Below are 24,240 nucleotides of genomic sequence, written 5' to 3'. Positions count from 1 at the left end.
GGATGAGGGGGGTTTAGGCGCCGCGAATGCGCTGCGCCAGCCCCTTGAGGAAATAACGCAGCATCTGATCGCCGCACGGGCGGTAGTTTTTGGTGCCTTCTTTGCGGAACAGCGCGCTCAGTTCCGGCTTGGAGATACGGAAATCCACCGCGGTGAAAATCTGATGCATATCGGTGTCTTTCAGCTCGAACGCCACGCGCAGCTTTTTCAGCACCAGGTTGTTGGTGATGGGCAGCTCAATCTCCGGCGCCGGGAATTTGTCGTCCTTGCCGCGCTTGAAAAACACCAGGCCGTTCAGGAAATGCGCCATCACTTCGTCCGGGCACTTTTCAAACCCCGGTTCGCCTTCTTTGATGACGTAAGCGCCCATCGCCGAGACCTCGACGTCGAAATTATCCAGTTTGATAATCTCGACCATTTTCGCGTCGTTAATACTCAGCATGTAGCGCACGCTGCGCAGCACATCGTTGTTAATCATGGAGTTAAATTGCCTTTAGCTTGTAAACCGGGAAGAGGCGCGCAGTGTGAACCGAAAAACACGCCCTATACCCGCCATACTTGGAATATGTGCGGCAGTATAGGGATCGGCAAGGGGTTTCTCAATCGATTTGGCTTTTTTGCCGATACAGCGGGATATCTTCGCCGATAATGTACTTATTGCGCAGCATCGACGACAGCTTGTCCATAATCATCACCACACCCACCAGGATCAGCGTGATGAACATCACCACGTCCCAGTTCCACAGCCGCATGTTCTCCGCGTACACCAGGCCGATGCCGCCGGCGCCGACAAAGCCCAGCACCGCGGCGGAGCGGGTGTTGGATTCGATCTGGTACAGGCTGAGCGCCAGGAAGGTGGGGAACGACTGGGTGAAAATGCCGTAACGGTGCTTCTGCAGGCCGTTGGCGCCGACCGCCGTCAGGCCGCGGCTGGGGGACTTGTCCACCGCCTCGTGCCCTTCCGCGTACAGTTTGCCCAGCAGCCCGACGTCCTGCATCACTATCGCCAGCACCCCGGCCAGCGGCCCCATGCCGACGGCGCGCACGAAAATCAGCCCCCAGATCGCCATGTCGATGCCGCGGAAAATGTCCAGCAGCCGGCGCACCACCAGCGATATCGGCCGCAACAGCGGCGTCGACATCACGTTGCGCGCGGCGAAGAACGACAGCGGCAGCGCAATCAGCGACGCGGTCAAGGTACCGGCGAACACGATGGCGATGGTGATGCCGATCTGCTGGAAGTAGTACATGAACGGCCAGTTGGCGAAATCATGCCAGACGAACATCCGCACGAAGTAACGCCCCAGCTGCTGGCAACCGTTGATGAACTGCGGCCAGGCAATGCCGAAGAACTGAAAGAAAAACAGGTAATACAGCGCGATCGCCGCCGCCACCACGCCAAGCGTGCGCAGGTAGCGCCGCTGCTGGGAGAAAATCTCCGGATGCTGTTGCTTCAACTGGTGCAGCGTTGCCGCCGACACCGCAGGCCCTGACATCATTTTTTCCCCTCCACTACCCGCTTGCGCAATTCGCCCGAGGCGTAATCCAGCAGCGAAACCACCAGAATGATCAGCAGCAGCGTCATGCTGACCTGATCGTAACGGTCGAGCTTGATATTGGTCATCAGCTCCTGGCCGATGCCGCCCGCCCCCACCAGCCCCAAAATGGTCGACTGGCGAAAGTTGATCTCCAGCCGCATGAAGCTGTAGGACAAAAACACCGGCTTCACCTGCGGCCACAGGCCGAAACGCATGCGCTGCAGCGGCGTGGCGCCGCAGGCCGCCAGCCCGCGCACCGGTTTGTTGGAGGCGGTCTCAATCGATTCATAAAACAGCTTGGTCAGGCTGCCGATGGTGTGCAGCGCCAACGCCAGAAAGCCCGGAATGGCGCCGATGCCGAACGCCATCACGAACATCACCGCCCACGCCAGCTCCGGCATGGTGCGCAAAAACGCCACCAGCGTGCGAATGCCCCAGCGCAGCGACGCCGGGCTGTGGGTATTGTTGGCCGCCAAAAACGCCAGCCCCCCGGCCACCATCACCGACAGAATGGTCGCCGCCAGCGCCAGCTGCAGCGTTTCCCAGATCAGCGGCAGCTGGATATTCAGGCGATAACCCCAGTAGGCGAGCGAACCTTCGGTATGGCCGTCGGCGAACAGCAGGCGCCAGTGCAGCGTCGGGACGGTTTCCGCCAGGTAGTCGAAGAAGTGGGGCATGGACAGCCAGACGGTGTGCAGGTTGAACTCGGCGAGGTTGCCGGCGCCCAGATAGAGCGCCGCCAGCCCCAGCGACCACAGCAGCGCTTCACGCTTTTGCTTGCCGCGGATCCGTTGGTAATACTGTGCAAAATCGCTATTCAAAATAGTCTTCCATCTTTATGGCACGAGAGGCCCGGCGCGCCGGGCCCCTTGGAGGACGCAAGGTCGGGAATTAACGGTCGCCTTTGGTCAGTTCACGTTTCATATCGATGATGTTCTGGTATTCCGCCAGGGTGGTGTCGCCGATGTGCTGTTTGCCGCCCATCGCCTTGATAAAGCATGAGTGGTCTTCTTTATCCAGCTTCTTGATGGCGGTAACCACCCTGGCCTTGAAGTCGGCCGGCAGCGCATTGCTCACCAGGATCGGGCCGTTCGGGATCAGCGGCGACTGCCAGATGATGCGGATCTGCTTCATCAGGTCCGGGTGATCCATGCGGATCATGCGGGTGAAGGCACCGCTGGTATAGCCGGTGTTGTAGTCGCCAATCATCGACGCCCAGGTCACCGCGCCTTCAAACTGGCCGTTCAGCACGCCGAGGATGTCCTGCTCGTGGCCGCCGGAGAAGGTCACGCTGGAGAAGGCGTTGTCGTATTTGTTGTCGACCGTGCCGCCGAACAGCTTCTTGAACGCCTGGTTCGGGATCAGGAAGCCGGAGGTAGAGTCCGGATCGGCGAAGCCGATGGCCTTGCCCTTCAGATCTTCCAGCTTCTGGTACGGGCTGCCGGCTTTGACCACCACCACCGAGTGATAGCCGCGCGACTGGTCGACGTCGTCGACCGCGATGCCGACGATATCCACCGCTTTCGGATCCTTGATGTACACCGAAGCAAAGGAAGATGGCGACATGCTCAACACCAGATCGATCTTGCCGCCCAGCAGGCCCTGGATCACGCCGGAGTAGTCGGAAGAGTTGCGCAGCTTGGTGTCGACGCTCAGCTCCTTGTCCAGAAACTGCTTCACGCACTGGTTATCGCCGATCTGCTGGGTGGCGTTTTGCCCGCCGAGAATGCCCAGGTTCAGCTCTTTCGGCGCATCCGCCGCGGCAGCATTAAATACCATCATCGCGCCGGCCATCAGGGGGGTCAGACTCAGTACTTTTTTCATTACGATGCCTTGTGTGTAAAAGGTAAAAGTGAAGGTAAAAGTGAATCAATGGATCTGATTGGCTTCCTCGCCGTACAGCTGGTGCAGGATCCTTTCGTTCAGCAGCGACGGATGCCCGTCGAACACGATTTTGCCCTGGGCGATGCCGATCACCCGGGTGCAGTATTCCCGCACCAGTTCGACCGAGTGCAGGTTCACCATCACCGCGATGTCGTTCTCGCTGACTTTCTGCAGCGCATCCATGATGCGGCGGGTATTTTTGGGATCGAGCGAGGCGACCGGCTCATCGGCCAGCAGAATTTTGGGGTTCTGCATCAGCGCGCGGCAGATGGCCACCCGCTGCATCTGCCCGCCGGACAGGTTCTCGGCGCGCTGCAGCGCATGCGGCAGCATATTGAGCCACTGCAGCAGCTCGATGGCGCGCGCGCGGTCGGCGTCGTCGAACAGTTTGAAGAAGGACTTCAGGGTGGAGGTATGGCTGAGGCGGCCCAGCAGCACGTTGGTCATCACGTCCAGCCGCGGCACCAGGCAGAAATCCTGGAAGATCATGCCGCAGCGGGCGCGCCACTGGCGCATCTGGCGGGCGGAAAGCTGGGCGATGTCCTGCGCCACGCCGTCGTCTTCAAAGTGCAGCATCTCGCCGCAGCTGGAAGGGATGGTGCCGTTCAGGGTGTGCAACAGGGTGGATTTGCCGGCGCCGGAGCGCCCGATCACCGCCACGAACTCGCCGGCGTGCAGATCGAAGTTGATGTCGTCCAGCACCCGCTGCTGCGCTTTATAGGCTTTGCCCAAGCCTTTTACCGACAAGACCTTGCGTGTCGATAGCGGTTGCTGCCCTGGAAAGTCGGTTTGTGCAAGTTTTAACAGTGCCTGAGCCATATGATTTCTCTGATTTCAGTGGCTAATCATTATGGGCACCTATTAACGAATAAGTTTATGACATCTGGATGATGGTTTTATGGCTGGGAAATGACGCGTGTCGCGCTCCCCCAGCCGGAGGACAACCGGGGATTAAAAGCGAATAACGCCTTTAATCAACGCCGTGTTATTGATCACCTGCGCTTCGTAATGCTGCGCCAGGGTGGCGAACTCAAAGTGATGCGACAGCATCATCCCGGCGGTGAGCCGCCCCGCGGCCATCAGGCGACCGACCTTGACGAAGTCTTCTTCCGTCGCGTTGCGGCTGCCCATCAGGGTGGCCTCCTTTTTGTGAAACTCCGGGTCGGAGAACCGCAGGTCGCCTTTGAACAGCCCGACAAAGACGATGCCGCCGCCGTGGCGGATCACATTGACGGCGTTGTTCATCGCCTGCGGATTGCCGGTGGCGTCGATCACTTTAGCCGCCAGCATGCCGTCAAACTGCCCGCGCAGCGCCGCATCGAACCCGTCGGCCGCCGGATCGAGCGTCGGCAGCCCCAGCACCTGTTCGACATGCCGCCGCCGTTCGGGGCGGGTGTCGGCCACCACCACCCGCGCGCCGTCGGCCTGGGCTATCGCCGCCACGCCCAGGCCGATAGGCCCGGCGCCGACCACCAACAGGTGCTCATCCGGCGACAGCGCCGCGCGGCGCACCGCATGGGCGCTGATGGCGAACGGTTCAATCAGCGCCGCCGCCTCCGGCGCCACGTCGTCCACCGCCAGCAGGTTGCCGGCCGGCACGCTGAGATACTCGCAGAAAGCGCCGTCCTGATGCACGCCGATCACCGAAATGTTCTCGCAGCAGTTGGTCTTGCCGCTCAGGCAGGCGCCACAGCGGCGGCAGGAAAGATAAGGGATCACCGCGACGCGCTGGCCCACTCGCCAGCCGGCCGTTTGATCGCCGAGGCTGACAATCTCGGCGCATATTTCATGGCCCAAAACGCGCGGGTAACTAAAGAAAGGCTGCTGACCGGACCAGGCGTGAATATCGGTTCCGCAAATTCCCACGGCAATCATCTTTATTACCGCTTCGCCCGCAGCGGCAACGGGTAGCGGGCGTTGGCGATAGCGCAATTCCGTCGGTTGCTCGCACACTAATACCTTCATTGTTTTCATAACGTCCCCTTTTGCTCGGTAAGAACGTTATTAAATAAAAAAACCGCCGGGCTTCGCGCCGCAACAAAAATCTGTGAGGGACGACAAAATAAACCGCTTTAAATTGGTTTTAAATAGATAAAAAACACCCGAGACTCAGCATGAGCAGAACCCAGAACCTGCGCCACAATGTGGTTAACCAGATGATCGACGGCATCAGCAACGGCCACCTTGGTTCACCGCTGCCTTCCCAGGCGGCGTTGGCCGAGATGTACAATATCAGCCGCACCACCGTGCGCCATGCGCTGGCGCATTTCTTCCAGCGCGGCGTACTGGAAAAGGTCGGCGACGACTATGTCGTGGTACGCCGGCCGCAGGCGGAGGACGGTTTCGACTGCCAAAGCCTGTCGCTGGACGAGCAGGGAAAAAAGTTCGAAAAAGCCTTTTATCAGATGATCAATCAAAAGCAGCTGCGCGCCGGGGACGCCTTCAGCGAGCTGCAGCTGGCGCGCGCGGTCAACGTCAGCCCGGTGGTGGTGCGGGAGTTCCTGCTGCACTTCAGCCGCTACAACCTGATCGACAGCGTCAGGCGCGGGCAGTGGAGCATGAAGAAGTTTGACCGGCGCTACGCCGAGCAGCTGTTCGAGCTGCGCCAGATGTTGGAAACGCACGCCCTTTCCCACTTTATCAATCTGCCGGGGCACGACGAGCGCTGGCTGCAGGCCAAAGAGCTGCTGAGCCGTCACCGCCAGCTGCGGGAAAACATCAGCGACAACTATCGCCGTTTCTCGCAGCTGGACCGCGACTTCCACCGGCTGATCCTGTCCGCCGCCAACAATCCGTTTTTCAACCAGTCGCTGGAGATCATTTCGGTGATTTTCCATTTCCACTACCAGTGGGACGAAACCGACCTGAAGCAAAGGAATATCGTGGCGATCGACGAACACATGACCATCCTCAGCGCGCTGATCTGCCGCAACGATCAGGAAGCCATCAGCGGTCTGCACCGCCATCTGGACACCGCCAAACAGTCGATGATCCGCTCGATAAATCAGGCCGGCGCCTGAGCCGCAGGGGTGTTTTTTATCGATAAAAAACACCCCTGCGTCATTTAAAACCGATAAAGAGCAGCAAAATACCGGCCGCCGCACGGAACCGCGACAAAACCGCCAGCCAATATATTTCGCCATCTAGGCTTACTGCCGAACACCTGCTACTGCCCTCGTCAACACACCGTCCAGGGGAATACCCGGAATAATAAATATTATTAATGCGAAATTCTGGAGGACAAGATGGAAAGAAGTCGCGCCATTAACCGCGGAAAAGAAGCGGCCGATCCTTATTCGGCCGGCCCGATCCCGATGCCGCCGGCCGGCATGCTGGTCCGCTCGGCGAAAATAAAGAAAATTCAAACCACGGCCATGCTGCTGTTATTTATGGCGGCAATAATTAACTTTCTGGACCGCAGCTCGCTCTCAGTGGCGAACTCCACCATTCGTGAGGAAATGGGCCTGAGCGGCACCGAGATCGGCCTGCTGCTGTCGGCGTTCTCATTGGCCTACGGCATCGCCCAACTGCCCTGCGGGCCGCTGCTGGATCGCAAGGGACCGCGCATCATGCTGGGCTTGGGCATGTTCGTCTGGTCGGTATTCCAGACGCTGTCCGGCATGATCCACAACTTCACCCAGTTCATCTGGGTGCGCATCGGCCTGGGGATCGGCGAAGCGCCGATGAACCCCTGCGGCGTGAAGGTGATCAACGACTGGTTCAACATCAAGGATCGCGGCATGCCGATGGGGATTTTCAATGCCGCCTCCACCATCGGGCTGGCGATCAGCCCGCCAATCCTCACCGCCATGATGCTGGTCTTCGGCTGGCGCGGCATGTTCATCACCATCGGCGTGCTGGGGATAGCGCTGTCGATCGGCTGGTACATGCTGTACCGCAACCGCCGGGACGTTAGCCTGAGCGCCCAGGAACAGGCCTATTTGAACGCCGGCAGCGTCAGCGCGCGGCCGGAGCCGATGAACTTCCGCGAGTGGCGCGCGCTGTTCAAAAACCGCACCATGTGGGGCATGATGATCGGCTTCAGCGGCATCAATTACACCGCCTGGCTGTATCTGGCCTGGCTGCCCGGCTACCTGCAGACCACCTACCACCTGGACCTGAAAAGCACCGGCCTGATGAGCGCCATTCCGTTCCTGTTCGGCGCCGCCGGCATGCTGTCGAACGGCTTCGTGACCGACTTTCTGGTGCGCCGCGGCATGGCGCCGCTGAAAAGCCGCAAGATCTGCATCGTGGCCGGCATGCTGCTCTCGGCCTCCTTTACCGCCGTGGTCCCACAGGCGACCACCACCTACAGCGCGGTGCTGTTGATCGGCATGGCGCTGTTCTGCATCCACTTTGCCGGCACCTCCTGCTGGGGGCTGATCCACGTCGCGGTGACCTCGCGCATGACCGCGTCGGTGGGCAGCATCCAGAACTTCGCCAGCTTTATCTTCGCCTCGTTCGCGCCGGTGATCACCGGTTGGATCCTGGATACCACCCACTCCTTCAGCCTGGCGCTGACCCTGTGCGCATGCTTCACCGTCATCGGCGCGCTGTCGTATGTCTTCGTGGTCAAACACCCGATCGTCGACGGCGCAGCCTGACGCTCCCCCAAGGCCCGCTCCCCGCTTGGCGGGAGCGGCGTTCAATCCAGCGCAAAGAAATCCAGCCCCAGCGCCGCTTTAACCTGCGCCAGCGTCCGCTGGCTGACCTGATGCGCGCGCCGGGTGCCCTCCTGCAGCACCCGCAGCAGCTCGCCCTTGTCGGCGATGAAATCCGCCCGGCGGGTGCGGATCGGTTCGAGCAGGCTTTGCAGGCAGTCTTCCAGCAGGCGTTTGATCTTCACGTCGCCCAACCCGCCGCGGCGATAGTGCGCCTTCAGCTCCGCCACCAGCGCCGCGTCCTCGCAGAAAGCGTCCAGGTAGGTGAACACCATATTGCCCTCCACCTTGCCGGGATCGCTGACGCGCACATGGCCGGGATCGGTGTACATGCTCATCACCGCCCGGTGCACCTCGTCGGCGCCGGCGCCCAGCGCAATGGCGTTGCCGCGCGATTTCGACATCTTGCCCCGGCCGTCCAGCCCCGGCAGGCGGTCGACCTTGCTCAGCAGCGGACGGCACTCCGTCAGCACCGCCTGGCCGGTGACGTGGTTGAAACGCCGCACGATTTCATTGGTTTGTTCGAGCATCGGCAGTTGATCTGCGCCGACCGGCACGTGGGTGGCGCCAAACGCGGTGATGTCCGCCGCCTGGCTGACCGGATAGATCAGAAAACCGGCCGGCAGGCTGCGGGCGAAGTCTTTTTCGACGATTTCGCTTTTTACCGTCGGATTGCGCTCCAGCCGCGCCACGCTGACCAGATTGAGGTAGTACAGGGTCAGTTCGGTCAGCGCCGGCAGCGCCGACTGCAGGCAGATCGTGGTTTTCAGCGGGTCGATGCCCACCGCCAGATAATCCGCCACCACGTTCAGCACGTTGGCGCTGATTTTTTGCGGGTTGCTGCCGTTGTCGGTCAACCCCTGCAGATCCGCCACCATCACCGTTTGCCGATGCTGATGCTGCAGCTCAACCCGCTGGCGCAGCGAGCCGACGTAGTGACCTAAATGCAGAGGGCCGGTGGCGCGATCGCCGGTAAGAATGGTGTAACTCATTGCCTTGCTCCTGAAGGTAAATACACCGCCGGATCAACGCAATAAAAAATGCCGCCCGAACCGGCGGCATTGAAAATAGATGTGAATACCCGTGCCGCCTCAGTAGAGGCGCCACCATGACTGGCTATGGAGGGAAAGCAGGGGCGTATTCATGCGACTAAGGTATACCCCAATCGATAATGATGTCAACGGTGGCGCCCGAGTCGGTTAAGAAAGCGTTACATTCCGGCGCTGGCGTTCCTGGCCCGGCGCGCTAGGGTGAAGGGACTCAACCTGAAAAAGGAACGCGTGATGAAGATCGGATTTGCCGGATTGGGAGGGATGGGCAGCGCCATGGCGGCCAACCTGTTGCGGGCGGGCTTTGCGCTGAAGGTGTGGAACCGTTCGCCGCAGGCGGCGCAACCGCTGGTCGCCGCCGGCGCACTGCAGGCGCAGCGGCCCGAAGAGCTGGCCGAGGTGGAGGTGCTGATCACCATGCTGGCCAACGACGCCGCCACCCAGCAGGTGGTGGTGGACAGCGGGCTGCTGCAGCGGCTCAGGCCGGGGACCACCCACATCAATATGGCGACGGTCTCCGTCGAGCTGGCCAGGCGGCTGGCGGCCCAACACCAGGAGCGCGGCGTCGGCTACGTCGCCGCGCCGGTGCTCGGCCGGGTCGACGTGGCCGCCGCCGGCAAGCTGAACATCCTGGCGGCCGGCGATGCGCGGCTGCTGGCGCAGGTGCAGCCGCTGTTCGACGCGCTCGGCCAGCAAACCTGGCATTTCGGCGAGCGCCCCGAACAGGCCAACATCGTCAAGATCGCCACCAATTTCACGCTGGCCAGCGCCATCGAGGCCATGGCGGAGGGCAGCGCGCTGGTGCGCAACTACGGGGTTTCCAGCGCCGACTACCTGCAGATGCTGACCAGCACCGCCTTCGCCTCGCCGGCCTACCAGGGCTACGGCGCGCTGATCGCCGCGGAGCGATATTCGCCGGCCGGTTTTAAACTGGCGCTGGGGTTGAAGGATGTCGGGCTGGCGCTGGAAGCCGGCGCCAATAGCCATACGCCGATGCCGTTCGCCGGCGTGCTGAAGGATAACTTCCTCGACGCGATGGCGCAGGGCGATGCGGATTTGGACTGGGCGGCGCTGGCCAAGGTGGCGGCGCGAAGAGCGGGACTGGCGTAAAGCGACGGGCCCGGCAAGCCGGGCCCGTCGGCGTCAGAAGCGGACGTCCGCCGTCGGCAGCGCATTGATCGCCACGCCGAAGCTCTCGATGTTCGACAGCGTGGCGTTATGGTGCTCGCGGATCTGCCGGCCGCTGGCGTGCGGCTTGTCGTGGCTGGTGTGGGCGTCCGCCGCCAGCGTGACCGGGTAGCCGAGACCGGCGGCGCGGCGGGTGGTGGTATCGACGCAAAACTCGGTGGAGTAGCCGCAGATCACCAGCCGAGAGACGCCGTTGGCGATCAGCAGCGGCCCGAGGCGGGTGCGCAGGAACGAATCCGGCGTGGTTTTCTCCACCCGATGATCGCCCTCCTCCACCTGCAGACCGGCGTGCAGCCGCCAGGCGTCGCTGCCGTGAGGCAGCTCTTGGTGCGCGGTTTGGTGCTGAATGAAAATCACCGGCGCGCCGGCCTTGCGGGCGCCGGCGCTCAGCCGATTGATACGCTCCACCACCGCCCCGGCGTCCGCCGGCGGTGGCGTGAACAATCCCTCTTGCACATCGATGACCAACAGCGCTGACTTCATGACGTTTCCTCGCTTAAAAAGACCGCTTCAGCATACCGGCTGCCGCGGGCGGAAGATATGATCGACGCCCTGTTCGCGCAGCTTGCCGATCAGATCGTGCCCGCCGTTCGGCGTGGCCTGCGCCAGCTGGCGTTCGGCTTCGAACACCGGGCTGGCCCAAAAGATATTCACCGGGTCGCCATACTGCTTCGGCAGCGTCAGATGCTCGTGGTACGGGTAAAACGACGACGATAACACATAGCCTGCGTAGCCCAGCGGCGCCACTTCGGACTCCAGCGTATGCCCCTCGCCGAACCAGGTCAGCCTGGCCCAGGGCGCATGCGCGAAGCCGGCCAGCGCGCTGGCCATCTGCACCGCGTTGTCTTCGGTCATATACTGGCTGTCGATGGCGATGCCCATTTCCATGCGGCGATAGCGCGAGGCGTCGTCGTTGAACAGGATTTCCACCCAGGGCATCGGCCGAATGCTGACGCCCATGGTGAGGAAATAATAGATGCCGTCGCGCTCATGCTGGGTGATGGCCATCGGCGGCCATTTGCCCTGATCGATGGCGTAGTATTTTACCGACGGACCAAAATGCGGTTCGTAACGCGCCTGATAGTCGCTCTGCATTTTCGGCCAGGGGTTGCCTTCTTCCCGCTGCCAGCTGCGCCAGAATTGACGGGTGTTTTCCGCCAGCGCGTACTGGGTATTGGTGGACGCCGAACCGAGCGGATAAGCCAGCGGGCTTTCCTTGATGCAGCTGGCGGAATAGCACACCGAATGATCGATATACAGGCTCCAGCCGGGGATCACCGCCAACAGTTGGCCGTAGTACCACAGCGCGGCGCCGTCGTCGCTTTCGGTCCACACCACCATCAATCCTTCGGGATTGAGCGGCGCTTCCCCCTCCAGGTTGCGGCAAAACTCGGCCGCCAGCATCGGCGGCTGGCCCTGTTCCAGCGCGGCGCGATCTTCCTGCAGCGGCGCGGCGGCCAGGTTGCGCAGCCAACAGGCGCGCACCTGAAAACGTTCGCCGGTTTCTTCGGTTGGGTAGATATAGAAATAAGCTGCCCGATGATCTTGCTGAACCACCGCGACCAGCGTCTGGTTCTCATTACTGACTTCAGCAAGTACGTATGACTCGTTCATATCACCTCAATAGGGTCAGGGCGCAGGCAAAAGTGTGCTGCGCGCTAAAATGGAATTTGGCTTTTCCCAAGTGTAAAGCGCATTACTGGCCGAATCACCCGTAAAAGTCTCAAAAGCGACCGTAAGCGGAGAGAAACATTGGGTTATTGCTAATAACTATAGTGCGCGTCGGCTCAGGAGGCGCGGCTAATTCGCCGCTGGGCGCGCTGATAAGAGCCGTTGCGCATCGACCCGCGCAGCACTTTGCCGACCCCGGCGACGCCGGTGCGCACCAGCCGCCGCCGCAGCGCGCCGGGATGAAAATCAAACTGCCGCTGCGCCCAGGGCGGCAGCAGATCGATCCCCGCCTGCATCACCAGCGCGGCGAAAGGCCGCGCCAGCGCACTGGGCGCCGGGGCGGCCAGCAGAATGCGCGCCACTTCCCGCGTACGCGCATCGCACGCCAGCTGCGGCCGCATCCGCTGCAGATAATCCTCCACCTGCGCGCAGGAGGTTGGGATATCGCGCGCGCCCAGCGCGGCGGCGATGCGCGCCGCCTCCCGGTAATACCGGTCCTGCGAATCGCGGGAGAGTTGCGGGTTGCGGTAGCGCAGATGGCTCGCCAAAAAGCGGCTGCTTTCCGCCACGTGCACCCAGGTGAGCAGGTCGGGATCGCTGGCGGCATAGGGGGTGCCGTCGCTGCCGACGCCATTGACCCGCAGGTGTATGGCCTTGACTTTGGCGATCAGCCTTTCGGCTTCGGCGGTGGGCCCGAAGGTGGTGACGGAGACGAACTGACTGGTGCGGCGCAGGCGGCCAAGCATGTCTGCGCGAAAATTGGAGTGATCCCACACCCCGGCCAGCGCCAGCGGGTGCAGCATCTGCAGCAGCAAAGCGCTGACGCCGCCGCACAGCATCGAGGTGAAATCATTGTGCACTTGCCAGATGACCGACTGCGGGCCAAACAGGCCGGGATCGCCCGGCGGATTTTCGAAGTCCACTCCGCCGAGCGCCAGCCCGGTCAAGCCTATTACCTGTTTTTCAATCGCCGCGCGCACCGCTTCCATCTGCCTGACCTCGTTTACCGCCCGGGGCCAGTGTAACACGCGGCCCGCGGTCCCGATCGCCCGGCCGGCGCCGAACGGGAACCCGCGACAGGCGGCGCGGCGAATTCGCCGTTGCCAGACGCCGGGGACGGGCTTAAATTTATTGGTTATGCATTCATTAAATAACGGACATTGCAATGATTACCATCAGAGCACGCGCGGCGCAAGACAACGCGCAACTGGCAGAGATCTGGCAGCGGTCGGTGCGCGCCACCCACCACTTTCTCACCGAAGACAATATCGCCCAGCTGTACCCGCTGGTGCTTAACGACTACCTGCCGGCGGTCAGCGTCTGGGTAGCCGAAGATCGGCCGGGGCATCCGTGCGGCTTTATCGGACTGGACGGCAACAAGGTGGAGATGCTGTTTATCGACGCCGAACAGCGCGGCAAGGGCGTGGGCCGGGCGCTATTGGCGCACGCGGAGACGCTGCACGACGAACTGCAGCTGGACGTTAACGAGCAGAATCCGCAGGCCAGCGGTTTTTATCGCCATTACGGTTTCGAGGTCACCGGCCGCTCGGCGCTGGACGGCCAGGGCAACCCTTTCCCGCTGCTGCACATGAAGCTGGAAAAACGCTAATATCGAACCGATCGGCATCTACTCGAAAAAATACAAAAGCCTGAAGGATCTGCCGGACAACGCCAACATCATCACCGTGCAGCGGGCGGACGTGAACAAGCCGGAGATCGTGGCGTTGGTGAAGGCGCTGCACTCCAAACCGATCCAGGACTTTATCCGCCAGAAATACCAGGGCGCGGTGATCCCGGTTAATCAGTAACCCCCGCCCCACGGCCCGGCGCAAGCCGGGCCCATCCGATACTTATACCTTATTGCCAATCTGGCTGAGACGCGGCCACACCAGCATCAGCGCATCCAGCAGCCGCAGCAAATCCTCTCGCCCCGCCCCTTCGCGCGCCTGCACCGACATACCCTCTATGGTGCAGATAATGTATTTGGCCAGCAGTGCGGTATCGGTTTTCGCCAACAGTTCCCCCTGCTGCACCTTGCGGTCAAAACAGTCCTTCAGGCTGGCTTCCTGCGCATGATGTTTGCGGCGCAGCATTTGGGCGACGTCATCCGAGGAAGATGACAGCGCAGCGGAGGCGCACACCATAAAGCAGCCGGACGGGGTGTCCGGATCGGTAAATACCTCGGCGGAAGAGCGCACGTAGGCTTCGACGATCTCCGCCACCGGCAACTCCTGTTCCAACAGCTGGTTGGTGCAGGTGGCGTATTTTTGCAGGTAGCGCTCGACCGCCGCGCGGAACAGCCCTTCCTTGTTGCCGAACTCGGCGTACAGAGTGGGCGCCTTGGCGCCGGTCACTTCGACCAGGTCCGCCAACGAGGTGGACTCATAACCGTGCCGCCAGAACAGTTCGAGTGCGCTTTCCAACGCACGGTCACGATCAAACTGTTTCGGTCTGCCGCGGCTTTTCTTGGCGCAGACCTCTTCATCGATGCTCATAGACCCTCTCTTATCCCGCCCCGCAGCAGGGCTGACAAATTAAATTAACGATCATTATAAAAAAATATTGCGCCGCCGTCGAGAAGCGATTAGCATTTAGTTATCGATCGTTAATAAATATTGACGACAGACAGACAAAACGCCATATCACCCTTATCGGATAGGAATTAACATCATGAAAAACTTAAAAATAACTCTGGCAGCCATCGCCCTTGCCGGCGCATCCTTCGGCAGCTTCGCCGCCGATCTGGTCAACAGCCAACCGCAGGATCAGCAAAAAGTGGGCGTGATCAGCGTCAGCGGCGCCTCTGATATCACCTCGCTGGAAGCCGGCCTGGCGGCCAAAGCCGATCAAGCCGGAGCCAAATCCTTCCGCATCATCGGCGCAGGCGGCAACAACCAGCTGCATGGCACCGCAGTAATTTATAAATAACAATGCGTTAAGCGTCATTCATCGCCACGGTACCCGGGCAAAGCCCATGAGATGAACGACGAAATAGCACAAATTAATTAACGAGCATTAAAAAAATACTTGCAAAGCGTCGAACCGGCGTCTAACATTAAATTATCGATCGTTAATTAATTTAACGACCAAACAGAACAAACATCATACAGAACAGAGATAGGAAATAAGACCATGAAAAACCTGAAAATTACCATCGCCGCTATCGCACTGGCCTCAGTTTCTTTCGGTAGTTTCGCCGCTGAACTGGTTAACGCTCAGCCTGCCGACCTGCAAAAAGCCGGCGTCGTGACCGTTAGCGGGGCTTCAGACCTCAGCAGCCTGGAAAACAAACTGGCGGCCAAGGCGGACGAAGCCGGCGCCAAATCCTTCCAGATCATCGCGACCACCGGCGACAACAAAATGCACGGTACGGCGATCATCTACAATTAATGCCTGAACCGGCGACAGTGCAAAGAGGCGGCGTTAGCCGCCTTTTGTTTTATGCCCCGCCCGCTGCGCCACCGTCATTGAAATCGCTTACGTCCCGCTATTTTGCAGATCCTTCAGCATGCAGACGTTGCAGCCATGGTGCCCGGTATTGCCGCGCCTCTCCGTCAGCAACGAAAAGCCGAGCGCCTGATACAGACCCAACGCCTCTTTCAACTGTTCGGTGGTTTCCAGATAACAGTAACGATAGCCGGCCGCCCGCGCCGCCTTCAGCGCCTGCACCACCATATAGCGCGCCATGCCCAGCCCGCGCACGCCGGGTTTGAAAAACAGCTTTTGCAGCTCGCAATAGCCCGGATCGCCGCCGGCCAGCGGCGCGATGCCGACGCCGCCCGCCACCTGCCCATCCCGCTCCACCACCCAATACCTGCCGCCGTTTTCGCGGTACAGGCCGGTCAAGCGTTCAAGATCCGGGTCATGCAGGCTGACCCCTTCCATTTTATCCATGCCGTACTCGCGAAATACGTCGCGAATAATCTCGGCCATCGCCGCGTCGTCAGCGGGCGCGATCGGCCGCACTTTCAGCCTGGCGTCGCGCTGCTGGCGGGCGCTGCGCAACGCCGCGGTCATTTTGCGCAGCGCCGCGGTGGTGCTCGCCAGCTCGTCGTCGTCCAGCTGCGCCAGCGCCGCCTGCATAAACGCGTCGGCGTCGGCGTCGATGGCCGCCAGCATCCTGCGCCCGGTTTTACTCAATCGGTGCAGGCTATGCCGCTTGTCGTCGGGGTGATCCAGCGTGTCGATCATGCCGGCCGCCACCAGGCTGCGCAGCGCCCTGCTGGCGCTGGCCTTGTCGATGCACAGGCGGGCCGCCAGCTCGGTGACCCCCAGCGGCCGCTCACTGGCTTCGATCATCAGGTGGATCTGCAACGGTGAAAAACGCGTGCCGTTGCTTTGCTTGTTCAGCATGCCGAACTCTCTGACCAGATTGCGCGATAATGCTCTGAAATCCCTGATATTCACTGCGCTATTCCCCGTAATTCCGGCGGCGCGCGCCCTCGGCCGCACGCCGCCATTGGTTGATAGTGTTATCTAATTTTCGTCATAACGATAACGCATAATCAACGACGGATGAATATCCAGTCGCGCCAGCGAATATGTCAAAATATTTCAATATTCAGCATTAAATATCAATTAAATTTAAATAAATGAAATTAAAAACCAGTAGTTAAATAATTAATGGATTGAAATCTCGACAGAAAACCAATCATTACGCTAGAAAAGCCAACATATAAAAACCAAGCAAATGAATTAAAACAAAAAACAAGTAAAGTTAACGCCAACAACCTTACCGCTATCGGTACAACAACGGTTACATATTTCCGCCGCGTCTCTCCCACCTCCCAACGCCTTTTCCCTTTTGCCGAAATTAGCCCATGCTTTAAACGGACGCGGAGAAAACTCACCTCTTTCTGGCTAACCGGGATGCTGGCTCATGACGAAAAAAACCACGCTGCTGCAATTCTTCCACTGGTACTACCCCGATGGCGGCAAGCTTTGGCAAGAAGCCGCGGAACGCGCGCCGCATTTGGCCGGGCTGGGCGTCACCGATCTGTGGCTACCGCCCGCTTACAAGGGCGCTTCCGGCGGTTACTCCGTCGGCTACGACACCTACGATCTGTTCGACCTGGGCGAGTTTGACCAAAAAGGCAGCCGCGCCACCAAGTACGGCGATAAGGCGGCGCTGGCCCGGGCCGCCGCCGCGCTGCGCGATAACGGCATGCGGATCATTTACGACGTGGTGTTCAACCACAAGATGGGCGCGGACGAAAAAGAGCGGGTGCACGTTTATAAAGTGGACGCCAACAACCGCAACGATATCGACGACCAGGGTTTCGATGCGCTGGCCTACACCCGCTTCACCTTCCCCGGCCGGCAGGGCGCCTATTCCAAATTCATCTGGGACTATAAATGCTTCAGCGGCGTCGACTACGTTGAGCAGCCGGACGACAAAGGGGTGTTCAAAATCGCCAACGACTATGGCGACGACGGCTGGAACGACCAGGTCGGCGATGAGAAAGGCAACTTCGACTATCTGATGGGCGCAGACGTCGAGTTTCGCAACGGCGCGGTGGCGGAAGAGCTGAAGTACTGGGCGCGCTGGCTGATGGAGAGCCTGCCGTGCGACGGTTTCCGCTTGGACGCCGCCAAACATATCCCCGCCTGGTTCTTCAAGGAATGGGCGAGTCACGTGCGCGACAGCGCACAACGCGATCTGTTTATCGTCGCCGAATACTGGTCGCACGATCTGGCGGCACTGCGGCAATATATCGAGCTGGTGGACGGCAAGGTGATGCTGTTCGACGTGGCGCTGCACCTGAAATTCCACCAGGCGTCGAAACAGGGCGACGGCTTCGACATGGCGCAGATATTCACCGACACCCTGACCGCCGCCGACCCGGCGCACGCGGTGACGCTGGTGGCCAACCACGACACCCAGCCGCTGCAGTCGCTGGAAGCGCCGGTGGAGCCCTGGTTCAAGCCACTGGCCTATGCGCTGATCCTGCTGCGCGAACAGGGCGTGCCCTGCGTGTTTTACCCCGACCTGTACGGCGCCAGCTATAAGGATAAAGGCCGCGACGGCGCGGAGTATCAGATTGACATGCCGGCGATCCCGGCGCTGGAAAAGCTGATCCAGGCGCGCCAGCGCTTCGCCAACGGCGCGCAAACCGACTACTTCGACGATCGGCACTGCGTGGCCTTCAGCCGCAGCGGCACCGCGGAAGCGCCGGGCTGCGTGGTGGTGCTGACCAACGGCGCGGAAAGCGCCAAAGCGGTGACGCTCGGCGCCGATCTGGCGCACACCGCCTGGCGCGATTTTCTCGGCAACCGTCAGGATGAAATCACCACCGACGAACGGGGCACCGCCAGCTTCCCGGTGAACGGCGGCAGCGTCAGCCTGTGGGTATTGGCGGAAAATCTGTAACCCTTTCGCCGTCACGGCGAACAGACGTGACGGCGGCAAAACTAATTTTTAGCTTTCTGGTCTAAATTACGCTAACAACAGCGCAAACCATTCACAGCGGAGCCTAAATAGGGTACAAGGCTGCATGAAAATTCCAAAACGACTCCAGCCATTGGTAGATGATGGTTTAATCGACGACGTCATCCGCCGTTTAAAAAGTGGCAAAGAAGCCGACGTATTTATCGTGCGCTGCGGCGAAGAGATCCGCTGCGCCAAAGTGTATAAAGAAGCAGACAAACGCAACTTCAAGCAGGCCGTGCATTACCAGGAAGGCCGCAAGGTGCGCAACAGCCGCGACGCGCGCGCCATGAGCAAAGGCTCCAGGTTCGGTCGCCGGCAGCAGGAAGAAGCCTGGCAAAACACCGAAGTGGACGCGCTGTACCTGCTGGCCAAGGCCGGGGTGCGGGTGCCGCAGCCGGACATTTGCCTGGACGGCGTGCTGCTGATGGAACTGATCACCGACGAAGAGGGATTGGTGGCGCCGCGCCTGAGCGACGTCACCCTGACGCCGGAGCAGGCGCGGGCCGACCACGCGCTGATGATGAACTACGCGGTGCGCATGCTGTGCGCCGGCCTGGTGCACGGCGACCTGTCGGAATTCAACGTGTTGATGGACAAAAACGGCCCGGTGATTATCGACCTGCCGCAGGTGGTGGACGCCGCCGCCAACAACCACGCCAAAAGCATGTTCGAGCGCGATATCAACAACATGTCGCAGTATTACGGCCAATATGCGCCGGAGCTGCTCACCAGCAAATATGCCAGGGAAATCTGGGCGCTGTATCAGGAAGGCAACCTGACGCCGGAAAGCGCGCTCAGCGGCAAGTTCGTCGAGAGCAATAAACGCGCCGACGTGGGCTCGGTGCTGGAAGAGATCCAGGCCGCCAGCGAAGAACATCAGCGCCAGCTGATGGCCCGCAACGAAGAAGATTAAGGGCCCGGTCGGCCGACCGGGCTACTCGATTCTGAACACCTCCGGCCGCTGTGGCGTCGCCGCTTCGTGATAGATATCCGCCAGATAGCCGGCGATCTCCTCCTCGTTCAACGCCCAGGGCAAAACGATGTCGTAACAGCGCGCGTATTTGCGCTCCGGCAGGGTGACGTTGAACAGCAGCCACGCCTCACCGACGCGTTTTACCCCCATCAGGCGACCGAACACGTTAAAAATCATCATGCGCATTTTCCTCCATGGCCGGTTTTAGGCTATAACACTCTGACTCAGCCGCATTGAAAAGGACACCGCGTGACGGAAAATACCCCGCAGTTCTGGCGTGACCCGCAGCTGCCAGAATGCGGCTCGGCGCCGACAAAGTATTGAACGGAATCACCCTGCGCCCGATTATCGGGCTGCGGCCGCCCGCCAGCGCGGCAAACCGAAGGTATTCACCGCCATGCCGGCCAGCACCAACAGGGCGCCGCCCAGCTGCGGCGGCGACAGCGCTTCGTCCAGCAGCAGCCAGCCGCTGAACAAACCGACCAGCGGTACCAGCAGGGCCAACGGCGCCACCCGCCAGGTTTCATAGCGCCCCAGCAGGCTGCCCCATACCGAATAGCCGAACAGCGTGGCGGCAAACGCCAGATAGGCGATCACCAGCAGCGTGTTCAGCTGCAGGTGGCTCAGGCTGGCCAGCACCACCTGCCGGCCATCGAACAGCCAGCTGCAGGCCAGAAAAGGCACTACCGGGATCGGCGCGCTCCACACCACCAGCGGCAAAATGCCCTGCTGCGGGAAACCGGACAGGATCTTTTTATTGGTCAAATTGCCCAGCGCCCAGGAGAACGCCGCCGCCAGCGTCAGCAGCAGGCCCGCCAGCGGCACGGCGGCCACGCCGGCCTTATGCAGGCTGGCCTCCGCCAGCACCAGCATGCCGAGGGTGGCGATCGCGATGCCGGCCAGGTGGTTGGCCCGCAGCCTTTCCTTCATCAGCAGCACGCCCAGCAGCAAGGTGAAGAACACCTGCGCCTGCAGCACCAGCGAGGCCAGCCCGGCCGGCATTCCCACCTTGAGCGCGAAAAACAGGAAGGCGAACTGCGCAAAGCTCATGGTCATGCCATACAACAGCAGCCATTTCCACGGCAGCGCCGGCCGGGGGATAAACAACATGGCCGGGAACGCCACCAGCAAAAAGCGCAGCCCGGCCAGCAGAAACGGCGGCATGTCCTGCAGGCCATATTTGATGATGACGAAATTCACGCCCCAAATAACCACCACCAGCAGCGCCAACAGCCGATCGCGCAATATCATTTTCGCCCCGCTTATCTCACTGAAAACCCACGTTGCTTTTCAGATTACAACCAAACCGGGCGAATAAACACCGGCGCGTTTACTCCGGCATCAGGCCGATAAAGGTGGTTTTCTTGCGCGGGCCGGTCATCAGCGCTTCCAGTTGCTGCACGCACTGCAGGTAATGCGGCGTTCGCTTATGCGCCGCCACCGCCTGCTCGTCGCGGTAGGCTTCGTAGATATAAAAACGCGTCGGGATGTTTTCATCCTGCAGCACGTCGAAGCGCAGGTTGCCCGGTTCGTCGATCGCCCCCAGATGGTTGGCGCGGAAGACCGCGATAAACTCGGCGATCTTGTCCTGTTTAACGTTAATCTCTACCAGAGTGACGTGCATGACGGCTCCTTGTTTGAACTGCGCACAATAAAATGGCTCTTTCAAACCATAGGTTTATTCGCGCCATTTTCCCCTTTGCGGCGGCAATTTTGCCGCCCCGCTCACAAATCCAGCCGGCGCCGGCCCTCCGTTCCCCTGCGGGATGAGGTGACATCTATAGTTAAGATCCCACCCCTGAGAGTGTGAGCTATGGATAACTATTTGATGGCGTTGGACGCGGGAACCGGCAGTATTCGCGCGGTAATCTTCGATCTGGCGGGCAACCAGGTAGCGTACGGCCAGGCCGAGTGGCATCACCTGGCGGTGGCGGGCGTGCCCGGCTCGATGGAGTTTGATCTCAGCCGCAACTGGCAGCTGGCCTGCCAGTGCATCGGCCAGGCGCTGCAGCGCGCCGGTTTGTCGCCCCAGGCGATCCGCGCCGTATCCTGCTGTTCGATGCGCGAAGGCATCGTGCTGTACGATCGCAACGGGGTGCCTATCTGGGCCTGCGCCAATGTCGATGCGCGCGCCAGCCACGAGGTCAGCGAACTCAAAGAGCTGCACGACAACAATTTCGAACGCGAGGTGTATCAATATTCCGGCCAAACGCTGGCGCTGAGCGCCATGCCGCGCCTGCTGTGGCTGGCGCATCATCGGCCGGATATTTATCGCCAGGCGGCGACGCTGACCATGATCAGCGACTGGCTGGCGAACATGCTGAGCGGCGAACTGGCGGTGGATCCTTCCAACGCCGGCACCACCGGCATGCTGGATTTGGTGAGCCGCGACTGGCGGCCGGCGCTGCTCGACATGGCCGGGCTGCGCGCCGATATTCTCTCGCCGGTGAAGGAAACCGGCAGCCTGCTGGGGCGCGTCACCGAGCAGGCGGCGCAGGAGAGCGGATTGCTGCGCGGCACGCCGGTGGTGATGGGCGGCGGCGACGTGCAGCTCGGCAGCCTGGGGCTGGGCGTGGTGCGCGCCGGGCAAACCGCGGTGCTGGGCGGCACCTTCTGGCAGCAGATAGTCAACCTGCCGGAACCGGCTACCGATCCGGACATGAACATTCGCATCAATCCCCATGTGATCCCCGGCATGGCGCAGGCGGAGTCCATCAGCTTCTTCACGGGTCTGACCATGCGCTGGTTCCGCGACGCCTTCTGCGCCGAAGAAAAGCTGCTGGCGGAACGGCTGGGCGTCGACGCCTACAGCCTGCTGGAGGATATGGCGGTCAGGGTGCCGCCGGGCGCCTACGGCGTGATGCCGATATTCTCCGACGCCATGCATTTCAAAACCTGGTACCACGCCGCGCCGTCGTTCATCAACATGTCGATCGATCCGGAGCGCTGCAACAAACAGACCCTGTTCCGCGCGCTGGAAGAGAACGCCGCTATCGTTTCCGCCTGCAACCTGGAACAGATCGCCCATTTCTCCGGCGTGCGGGCGCAGTCGCTGGTCTTCGCCGGCGGCGGCGCCAAGGGCAAGCTGTGGAGCCAGATCCTCAGCGACGTCACCGGCCTGCCGGTGCGGGTGCCGGTGGTGAAGGAAGCCACCGCGCTGGGCTGCGCGATTGCCGCCGGGGTCGGTGCCGGGCTGTACGAGTCGTTGGCCGCTACCGGCGAGCGGCTGGTGCGCTGGGAACGGGAATATCAGCCCGACATGGCCAATCATGAACTGTACCTGCGCCAGAAAGAAACCTGGCGCCAGGTCTATGCCGATCAGCTGACGCTGGTGGACCACGGCCTGACCACTTCGCTGTGGAAAGCGCCGGGCTTGTGATCGCCGGGCCTATTGCGCCCGGCGGATAAGCTTATGACATTAATTCCTTTCCGCCGAATACGCGGCGTTGGCCGCGTATTCGCTTGCCGTGCGCGATTATTCCCCCTCAGAAACAGTGTAACCACCGCTAACGGATTTATCCGCCGCAACGGCCTGCGTAAATTGTGATCTCTGTCACTCCGCGCCTGGCGCGCGGTTAACGCATTCACCTGAGAAGAGCGGCGCTATGCTGAATAATAACGATAAACCTGCACCTTCACCCTGGCTGGCGGTGTTCTCGCTAACGGTCGCCTGTTTCGTGATGGTCACCACCGAGTTTCTGCCTATCGGCCTGCTGACCAACATCGCCCCCGCTCTCGGCGTCAGCACCGGCACCGCCGGGCTGATGGTCACCATGCCCGGCATCGTCGCGGCGGTGGCGGCACCGGTGCTTAGCCTGGCTTCGGGCCGGTTGGATCGGCGCCTGCTGATGCTGGGGCTGTCGCTGTTGCTGATGGTCTCCAACCTGGTGTCGGCGCTGGCGGTCAACTTCCCGATGATGCTGCTGGGCCGCGTGCTGTTGGGCATCTGCGTCGGCGGCTTCTGGTCGTTCGCCGCCAACTACGGCCGCCATCTGGTGCCGGAGGCCAGCCAGGGCCGCGCCACCGCGCTGATCCTGAGCGGCATTTCGGTCGGCGCGGTGTGCGGCGTCCCCGCCGGGGCGCTGATTGGCGATCTGTTCGGCTGGCGCGCCGCCTTCTTCGGCAGCGCAGTGCTGGCGGTTGGCGTGCTGTTGGCGCAGCTGCGGCTGCTGACATCGGTACCGCCAAGCCGGCCGGTAACGCCGCGCGATCTGCTGCTGCCGCTGCGCCTGCCGATGGCGCGCATTGGCCTCATCGCCATCGTGCTGCTGTTTATCGGCCACTTCGCCGCTTATACCTACCTGCGCCCGCTGCTGCAGCAGGTGTTCGTGCTCAGCCCGTCGGCGATCTCGCTGCAGCTGCTGGCCTACGGCGCCATCGGCCTGCTGGGCACCTTCCTCGGCGAGCGACTGGCCGAACGCAGCCTGCGCGCCACCTTTATCCTGATCGCCGCCATGCTGGCGGGCATACTGATCGTTTCGCCGTTCCTCAGCGGCATCGCCGGCGCCACGCTGATGGTGGTGGTCTGGGGGCTGGCCTTCGGCGCGGTGCCGGTCTGCGCCACCAACTGGATGTTCGCCGCGGTGCCGCAGGCCCCGGAAGCCGGGCAGGCTTTGCTGGTGTGCGTGATCCAGATTGCGTTGGCCTCCGGCGCGCTGCTGGGCGGCGAAGTGGTCGACTGGCAGGGCGTCAGCAGCGCCATGCTGTTCGGCGGCGCGCTGACGCTCTCCGCCGCGTTGGTATTTGGCCTGAGCTTGCGCTCCGGCATGATTGGCGCTAAACAGTCATAATCATTGTCTATCAGCAGAAACACCCCCCGGCGATCGTCGGGGTTTTGCATCGAGAG

Annotated in this window: 25 protein-coding genes and 1 pseudogene; 11 read left to right on the top strand and 15 right to left on the bottom strand. The window is 61.2% G+C overall.

Annotated features, from left to right (window positions below; all coding sequences use genetic code 11):
• Window positions 1-13: 13 nt before the first annotated feature.
• From CKW09_RS07345 to CKW09_RS07320, 6 genes are all read right to left on the bottom strand, one after another.
• Window positions 14-478 (bottom strand): YehS family protein, encoded by a 465-nt coding sequence (locus CKW09_RS07345; protein ID WP_061797688.1) that lies wholly within the window; start codon window positions 476-478, stop codon window positions 14-16.
• A gap of 121 nt (window positions 479-599) precedes the next feature.
• Entirely contained in the window at window positions 600-1,496 is an 897-nt protein-coding gene (gene phnE / locus CKW09_RS07340; protein WP_095100051.1) for a phosphonate ABC transporter, permease protein PhnE, read from the bottom strand.
• A complete protein-coding gene (gene phnE, locus CKW09_RS07335) occupies window positions 1,496-2,359 on the bottom strand; it encodes a phosphonate ABC transporter, permease protein PhnE (protein WP_061797690.1) in 864 nt (287 codons plus the stop codon). The genes phnE (CKW09_RS07340) and phnE (CKW09_RS07335) overlap by 1 nt, the downstream gene beginning before the upstream one ends.
• A gap of 70 nt (window positions 2,360-2,429) precedes the next feature.
• Window positions 2,430-3,362, bottom strand: a complete 933-nt coding sequence (gene phnD / locus CKW09_RS07330; RefSeq protein WP_061797692.1) for a phosphonate ABC transporter substrate-binding protein — start codon at window positions 3,360-3,362, stop codon at window positions 2,430-2,432.
• A gap of 45 nt (window positions 3,363-3,407) precedes the next feature.
• Window positions 3,408-4,241 carry a phosphonate ABC transporter ATP-binding protein gene (gene phnC / locus CKW09_RS07325; protein ID WP_095096391.1) on the bottom strand — a complete coding sequence of 278 codons (834 nt, stop codon included), beginning with the start codon at window positions 4,239-4,241 and terminating at the stop codon, window positions 3,408-3,410.
• A gap of 132 nt (window positions 4,242-4,373) precedes the next feature.
• A complete protein-coding gene (locus tag CKW09_RS07320) occupies window positions 4,374-5,396 on the bottom strand; it encodes a zinc-binding alcohol dehydrogenase family protein (RefSeq protein WP_061797695.1) in 1,023 nt (340 codons plus the stop codon).
• Between the two features lie 140 nt (window positions 5,397-5,536).
• On the opposite strand from CKW09_RS07320, the gene CKW09_RS07315 reads away from it, so the two are divergent.
• Complete coding sequence (locus tag CKW09_RS07315) at window positions 5,537-6,442, top strand: GntR family transcriptional regulator (protein ID WP_061797697.1); 906 nt, start codon at window positions 5,537-5,539, stop codon at window positions 6,440-6,442.
• Between the two features lie 225 nt (window positions 6,443-6,667).
• Window positions 6,668-8,026, top strand: coding sequence for an MFS transporter (locus CKW09_RS07310; RefSeq protein WP_061797699.1), 1,359 nt, complete (start codon window positions 6,668-6,670; stop codon window positions 8,024-8,026).
• Between the two features lie 41 nt (window positions 8,027-8,067).
• On the opposite strand, the gene trpS is transcribed toward CKW09_RS07310, so the two are convergent.
• Window positions 8,068-9,075: a tryptophan--tRNA ligase gene (gene trpS, locus CKW09_RS07305; protein ID WP_061797700.1), complete on the bottom strand. Its 1,008-nt coding sequence runs from the start codon at window positions 9,073-9,075 to the stop codon at window positions 8,068-8,070.
• A 291-nt stretch (window positions 9,076-9,366) separates the two neighbouring features.
• Between trpS and CKW09_RS07300 the strand changes: the two genes are divergently transcribed.
• Window positions 9,367-10,242, top strand: coding sequence for an NAD(P)-dependent oxidoreductase (locus tag CKW09_RS07300; protein WP_061797701.1), 876 nt, complete (start codon window positions 9,367-9,369; stop codon window positions 10,240-10,242).
• A 33-nt stretch (window positions 10,243-10,275) separates the two neighbouring features.
• Here CKW09_RS07300 and CKW09_RS07295 read toward each other — a convergent pair whose 3' ends face one another.
• From CKW09_RS07295 to CKW09_RS07285, 3 genes are all read right to left on the bottom strand, one after another.
• Window positions 10,276-10,803, bottom strand: coding sequence for a cysteine hydrolase family protein (locus CKW09_RS07295; protein WP_095096388.1), 528 nt, complete (start codon window positions 10,801-10,803; stop codon window positions 10,276-10,278).
• Window positions 10,804-10,830: 27 nt separating this feature from the next.
• Window positions 10,831-11,934: a suppressor of fused domain protein gene (locus CKW09_RS07290; protein WP_061797704.1), complete on the bottom strand. Its 1,104-nt coding sequence runs from the start codon at window positions 11,932-11,934 to the stop codon at window positions 10,831-10,833.
• A gap of 173 nt (window positions 11,935-12,107) precedes the next feature.
• Window positions 12,108-12,980 carry an oxygenase MpaB family protein gene (locus tag CKW09_RS07285; protein ID WP_061797705.1) on the bottom strand — a complete coding sequence of 291 codons (873 nt, stop codon included), beginning with the start codon at window positions 12,978-12,980 and terminating at the stop codon, window positions 12,108-12,110.
• A gap of 176 nt (window positions 12,981-13,156) precedes the next feature.
• On the opposite strand from CKW09_RS07285, the gene CKW09_RS07280 reads away from it, so the two are divergent.
• Entirely contained in the window at window positions 13,157-13,600 is a 444-nt protein-coding gene (locus CKW09_RS07280; protein WP_095096385.1) for an acetyltransferase, read from the top strand.
• 61 nt (window positions 13,601-13,661) lie between these two features.
• Window positions 13,662-13,799: pseudogene (locus CKW09_RS07275) on the top strand (MetQ/NlpA family ABC transporter substrate-binding protein); the annotation flags it as partial.
• A gap of 42 nt (window positions 13,800-13,841) precedes the next feature.
• Here CKW09_RS07275 and CKW09_RS07270 read toward each other — a convergent pair.
• Window positions 13,842-14,486, bottom strand: coding sequence for a TetR/AcrR family transcriptional regulator (locus CKW09_RS07270; protein WP_095096382.1), 645 nt, complete (start codon window positions 14,484-14,486; stop codon window positions 13,842-13,844).
• Between the two features lie 175 nt (window positions 14,487-14,661).
• Here CKW09_RS07270 and bhsA (CKW09_RS07265) point away from each other — a divergent pair, with 175 nt between their 5' ends.
• A complete protein-coding gene (gene bhsA / locus CKW09_RS07265; protein WP_095096380.1) occupies window positions 14,662-14,919 on the top strand; it encodes a multiple stress resistance protein BhsA in 258 nt (85 codons plus the stop codon).
• 204 nt (window positions 14,920-15,123) lie between these two features.
• A complete protein-coding gene (bhsA, locus tag CKW09_RS07260; protein ID WP_095096377.1) occupies window positions 15,124-15,381 on the top strand; it encodes a multiple stress resistance protein BhsA in 258 nt (85 codons plus the stop codon).
• An 87-nt stretch (window positions 15,382-15,468) separates the two neighbouring features.
• Here bhsA (CKW09_RS07260) and CKW09_RS07255 read toward each other — a convergent pair whose 3' ends face one another.
• The gene (locus CKW09_RS07255) at window positions 15,469-16,398 is read right to left on the bottom strand and encodes a bifunctional helix-turn-helix transcriptional regulator/GNAT family N-acetyltransferase (protein WP_095096374.1); all 930 of its coding nucleotides are present in this window, start codon (window positions 16,396-16,398) and stop codon (window positions 15,469-15,471) included.
• 472 nt (window positions 16,399-16,870) lie between these two features.
• On the opposite strand from CKW09_RS07255, the gene amyA reads away from it, so the two are divergent.
• A complete protein-coding gene (gene amyA / locus CKW09_RS07250; protein WP_095096371.1) occupies window positions 16,871-18,361 on the top strand; it encodes an alpha-amylase in 1,491 nt (496 codons plus the stop codon).
• A gap of 124 nt (window positions 18,362-18,485) precedes the next feature.
• Window positions 18,486-19,334: a PA4780 family RIO1-like protein kinase gene (locus CKW09_RS07245; RefSeq protein ID WP_095096368.1), complete on the top strand. Its 849-nt coding sequence runs from the start codon at window positions 18,486-18,488 to the stop codon at window positions 19,332-19,334.
• Between the two features lie 21 nt (window positions 19,335-19,355).
• On the opposite strand, the gene CKW09_RS07240 is transcribed toward CKW09_RS07245, so the two are convergent.
• From CKW09_RS07240 to lsrG, 3 genes are all read right to left on the bottom strand, one after another.
• Complete coding sequence (locus tag CKW09_RS07240; RefSeq protein WP_095100048.1) at window positions 19,356-19,574, bottom strand: DUF7661 family protein; 219 nt, start codon at window positions 19,572-19,574, stop codon at window positions 19,356-19,358.
• Window positions 19,575-19,739: 165 nt separating this feature from the next.
• Complete coding sequence (locus CKW09_RS07235) at window positions 19,740-20,645, bottom strand: EamA family transporter (RefSeq protein WP_095096365.1); 906 nt, start codon at window positions 20,643-20,645, stop codon at window positions 19,740-19,742.
• A 79-nt stretch (window positions 20,646-20,724) separates the two neighbouring features.
• The gene (gene lsrG, locus CKW09_RS07230; RefSeq protein ID WP_061797717.1) at window positions 20,725-21,018 is read right to left on the bottom strand and encodes a (4S)-4-hydroxy-5-phosphonooxypentane-2,3-dione isomerase; all 294 of its coding nucleotides are present in this window, start codon (window positions 21,016-21,018) and stop codon (window positions 20,725-20,727) included.
• A gap of 189 nt (window positions 21,019-21,207) precedes the next feature.
• Between lsrG and lsrK the strand changes: the two genes are divergently transcribed.
• Together lsrK and CKW09_RS07220 are read left to right on the top strand one after the other, a co-directional pair.
• A complete protein-coding gene (gene lsrK / locus CKW09_RS07225; RefSeq protein WP_061797718.1) occupies window positions 21,208-22,773 on the top strand; it encodes an autoinducer-2 kinase in 1,566 nt (521 codons plus the stop codon).
• A gap of 226 nt (window positions 22,774-22,999) precedes the next feature.
• Entirely contained in the window at window positions 23,000-24,184 is a 1,185-nt protein-coding gene (locus tag CKW09_RS07220) for an MFS transporter (RefSeq protein ID WP_061797719.1), read from the top strand.
• The last annotated feature ends 56 nt before the right edge of the window (window positions 24,185-24,240 follow it).

Origin of the sequence: Serratia ficaria, assembly GCF_900187015.1 — a bacterium.
Classification (GTDB): domain Bacteria; phylum Pseudomonadota; class Gammaproteobacteria; order Enterobacterales; family Enterobacteriaceae; genus Serratia; species Serratia ficaria.
Note: the sequence above shows the minus strand (reverse complement) of the source record. Positions and strands in the feature narration are given on the sequence as shown.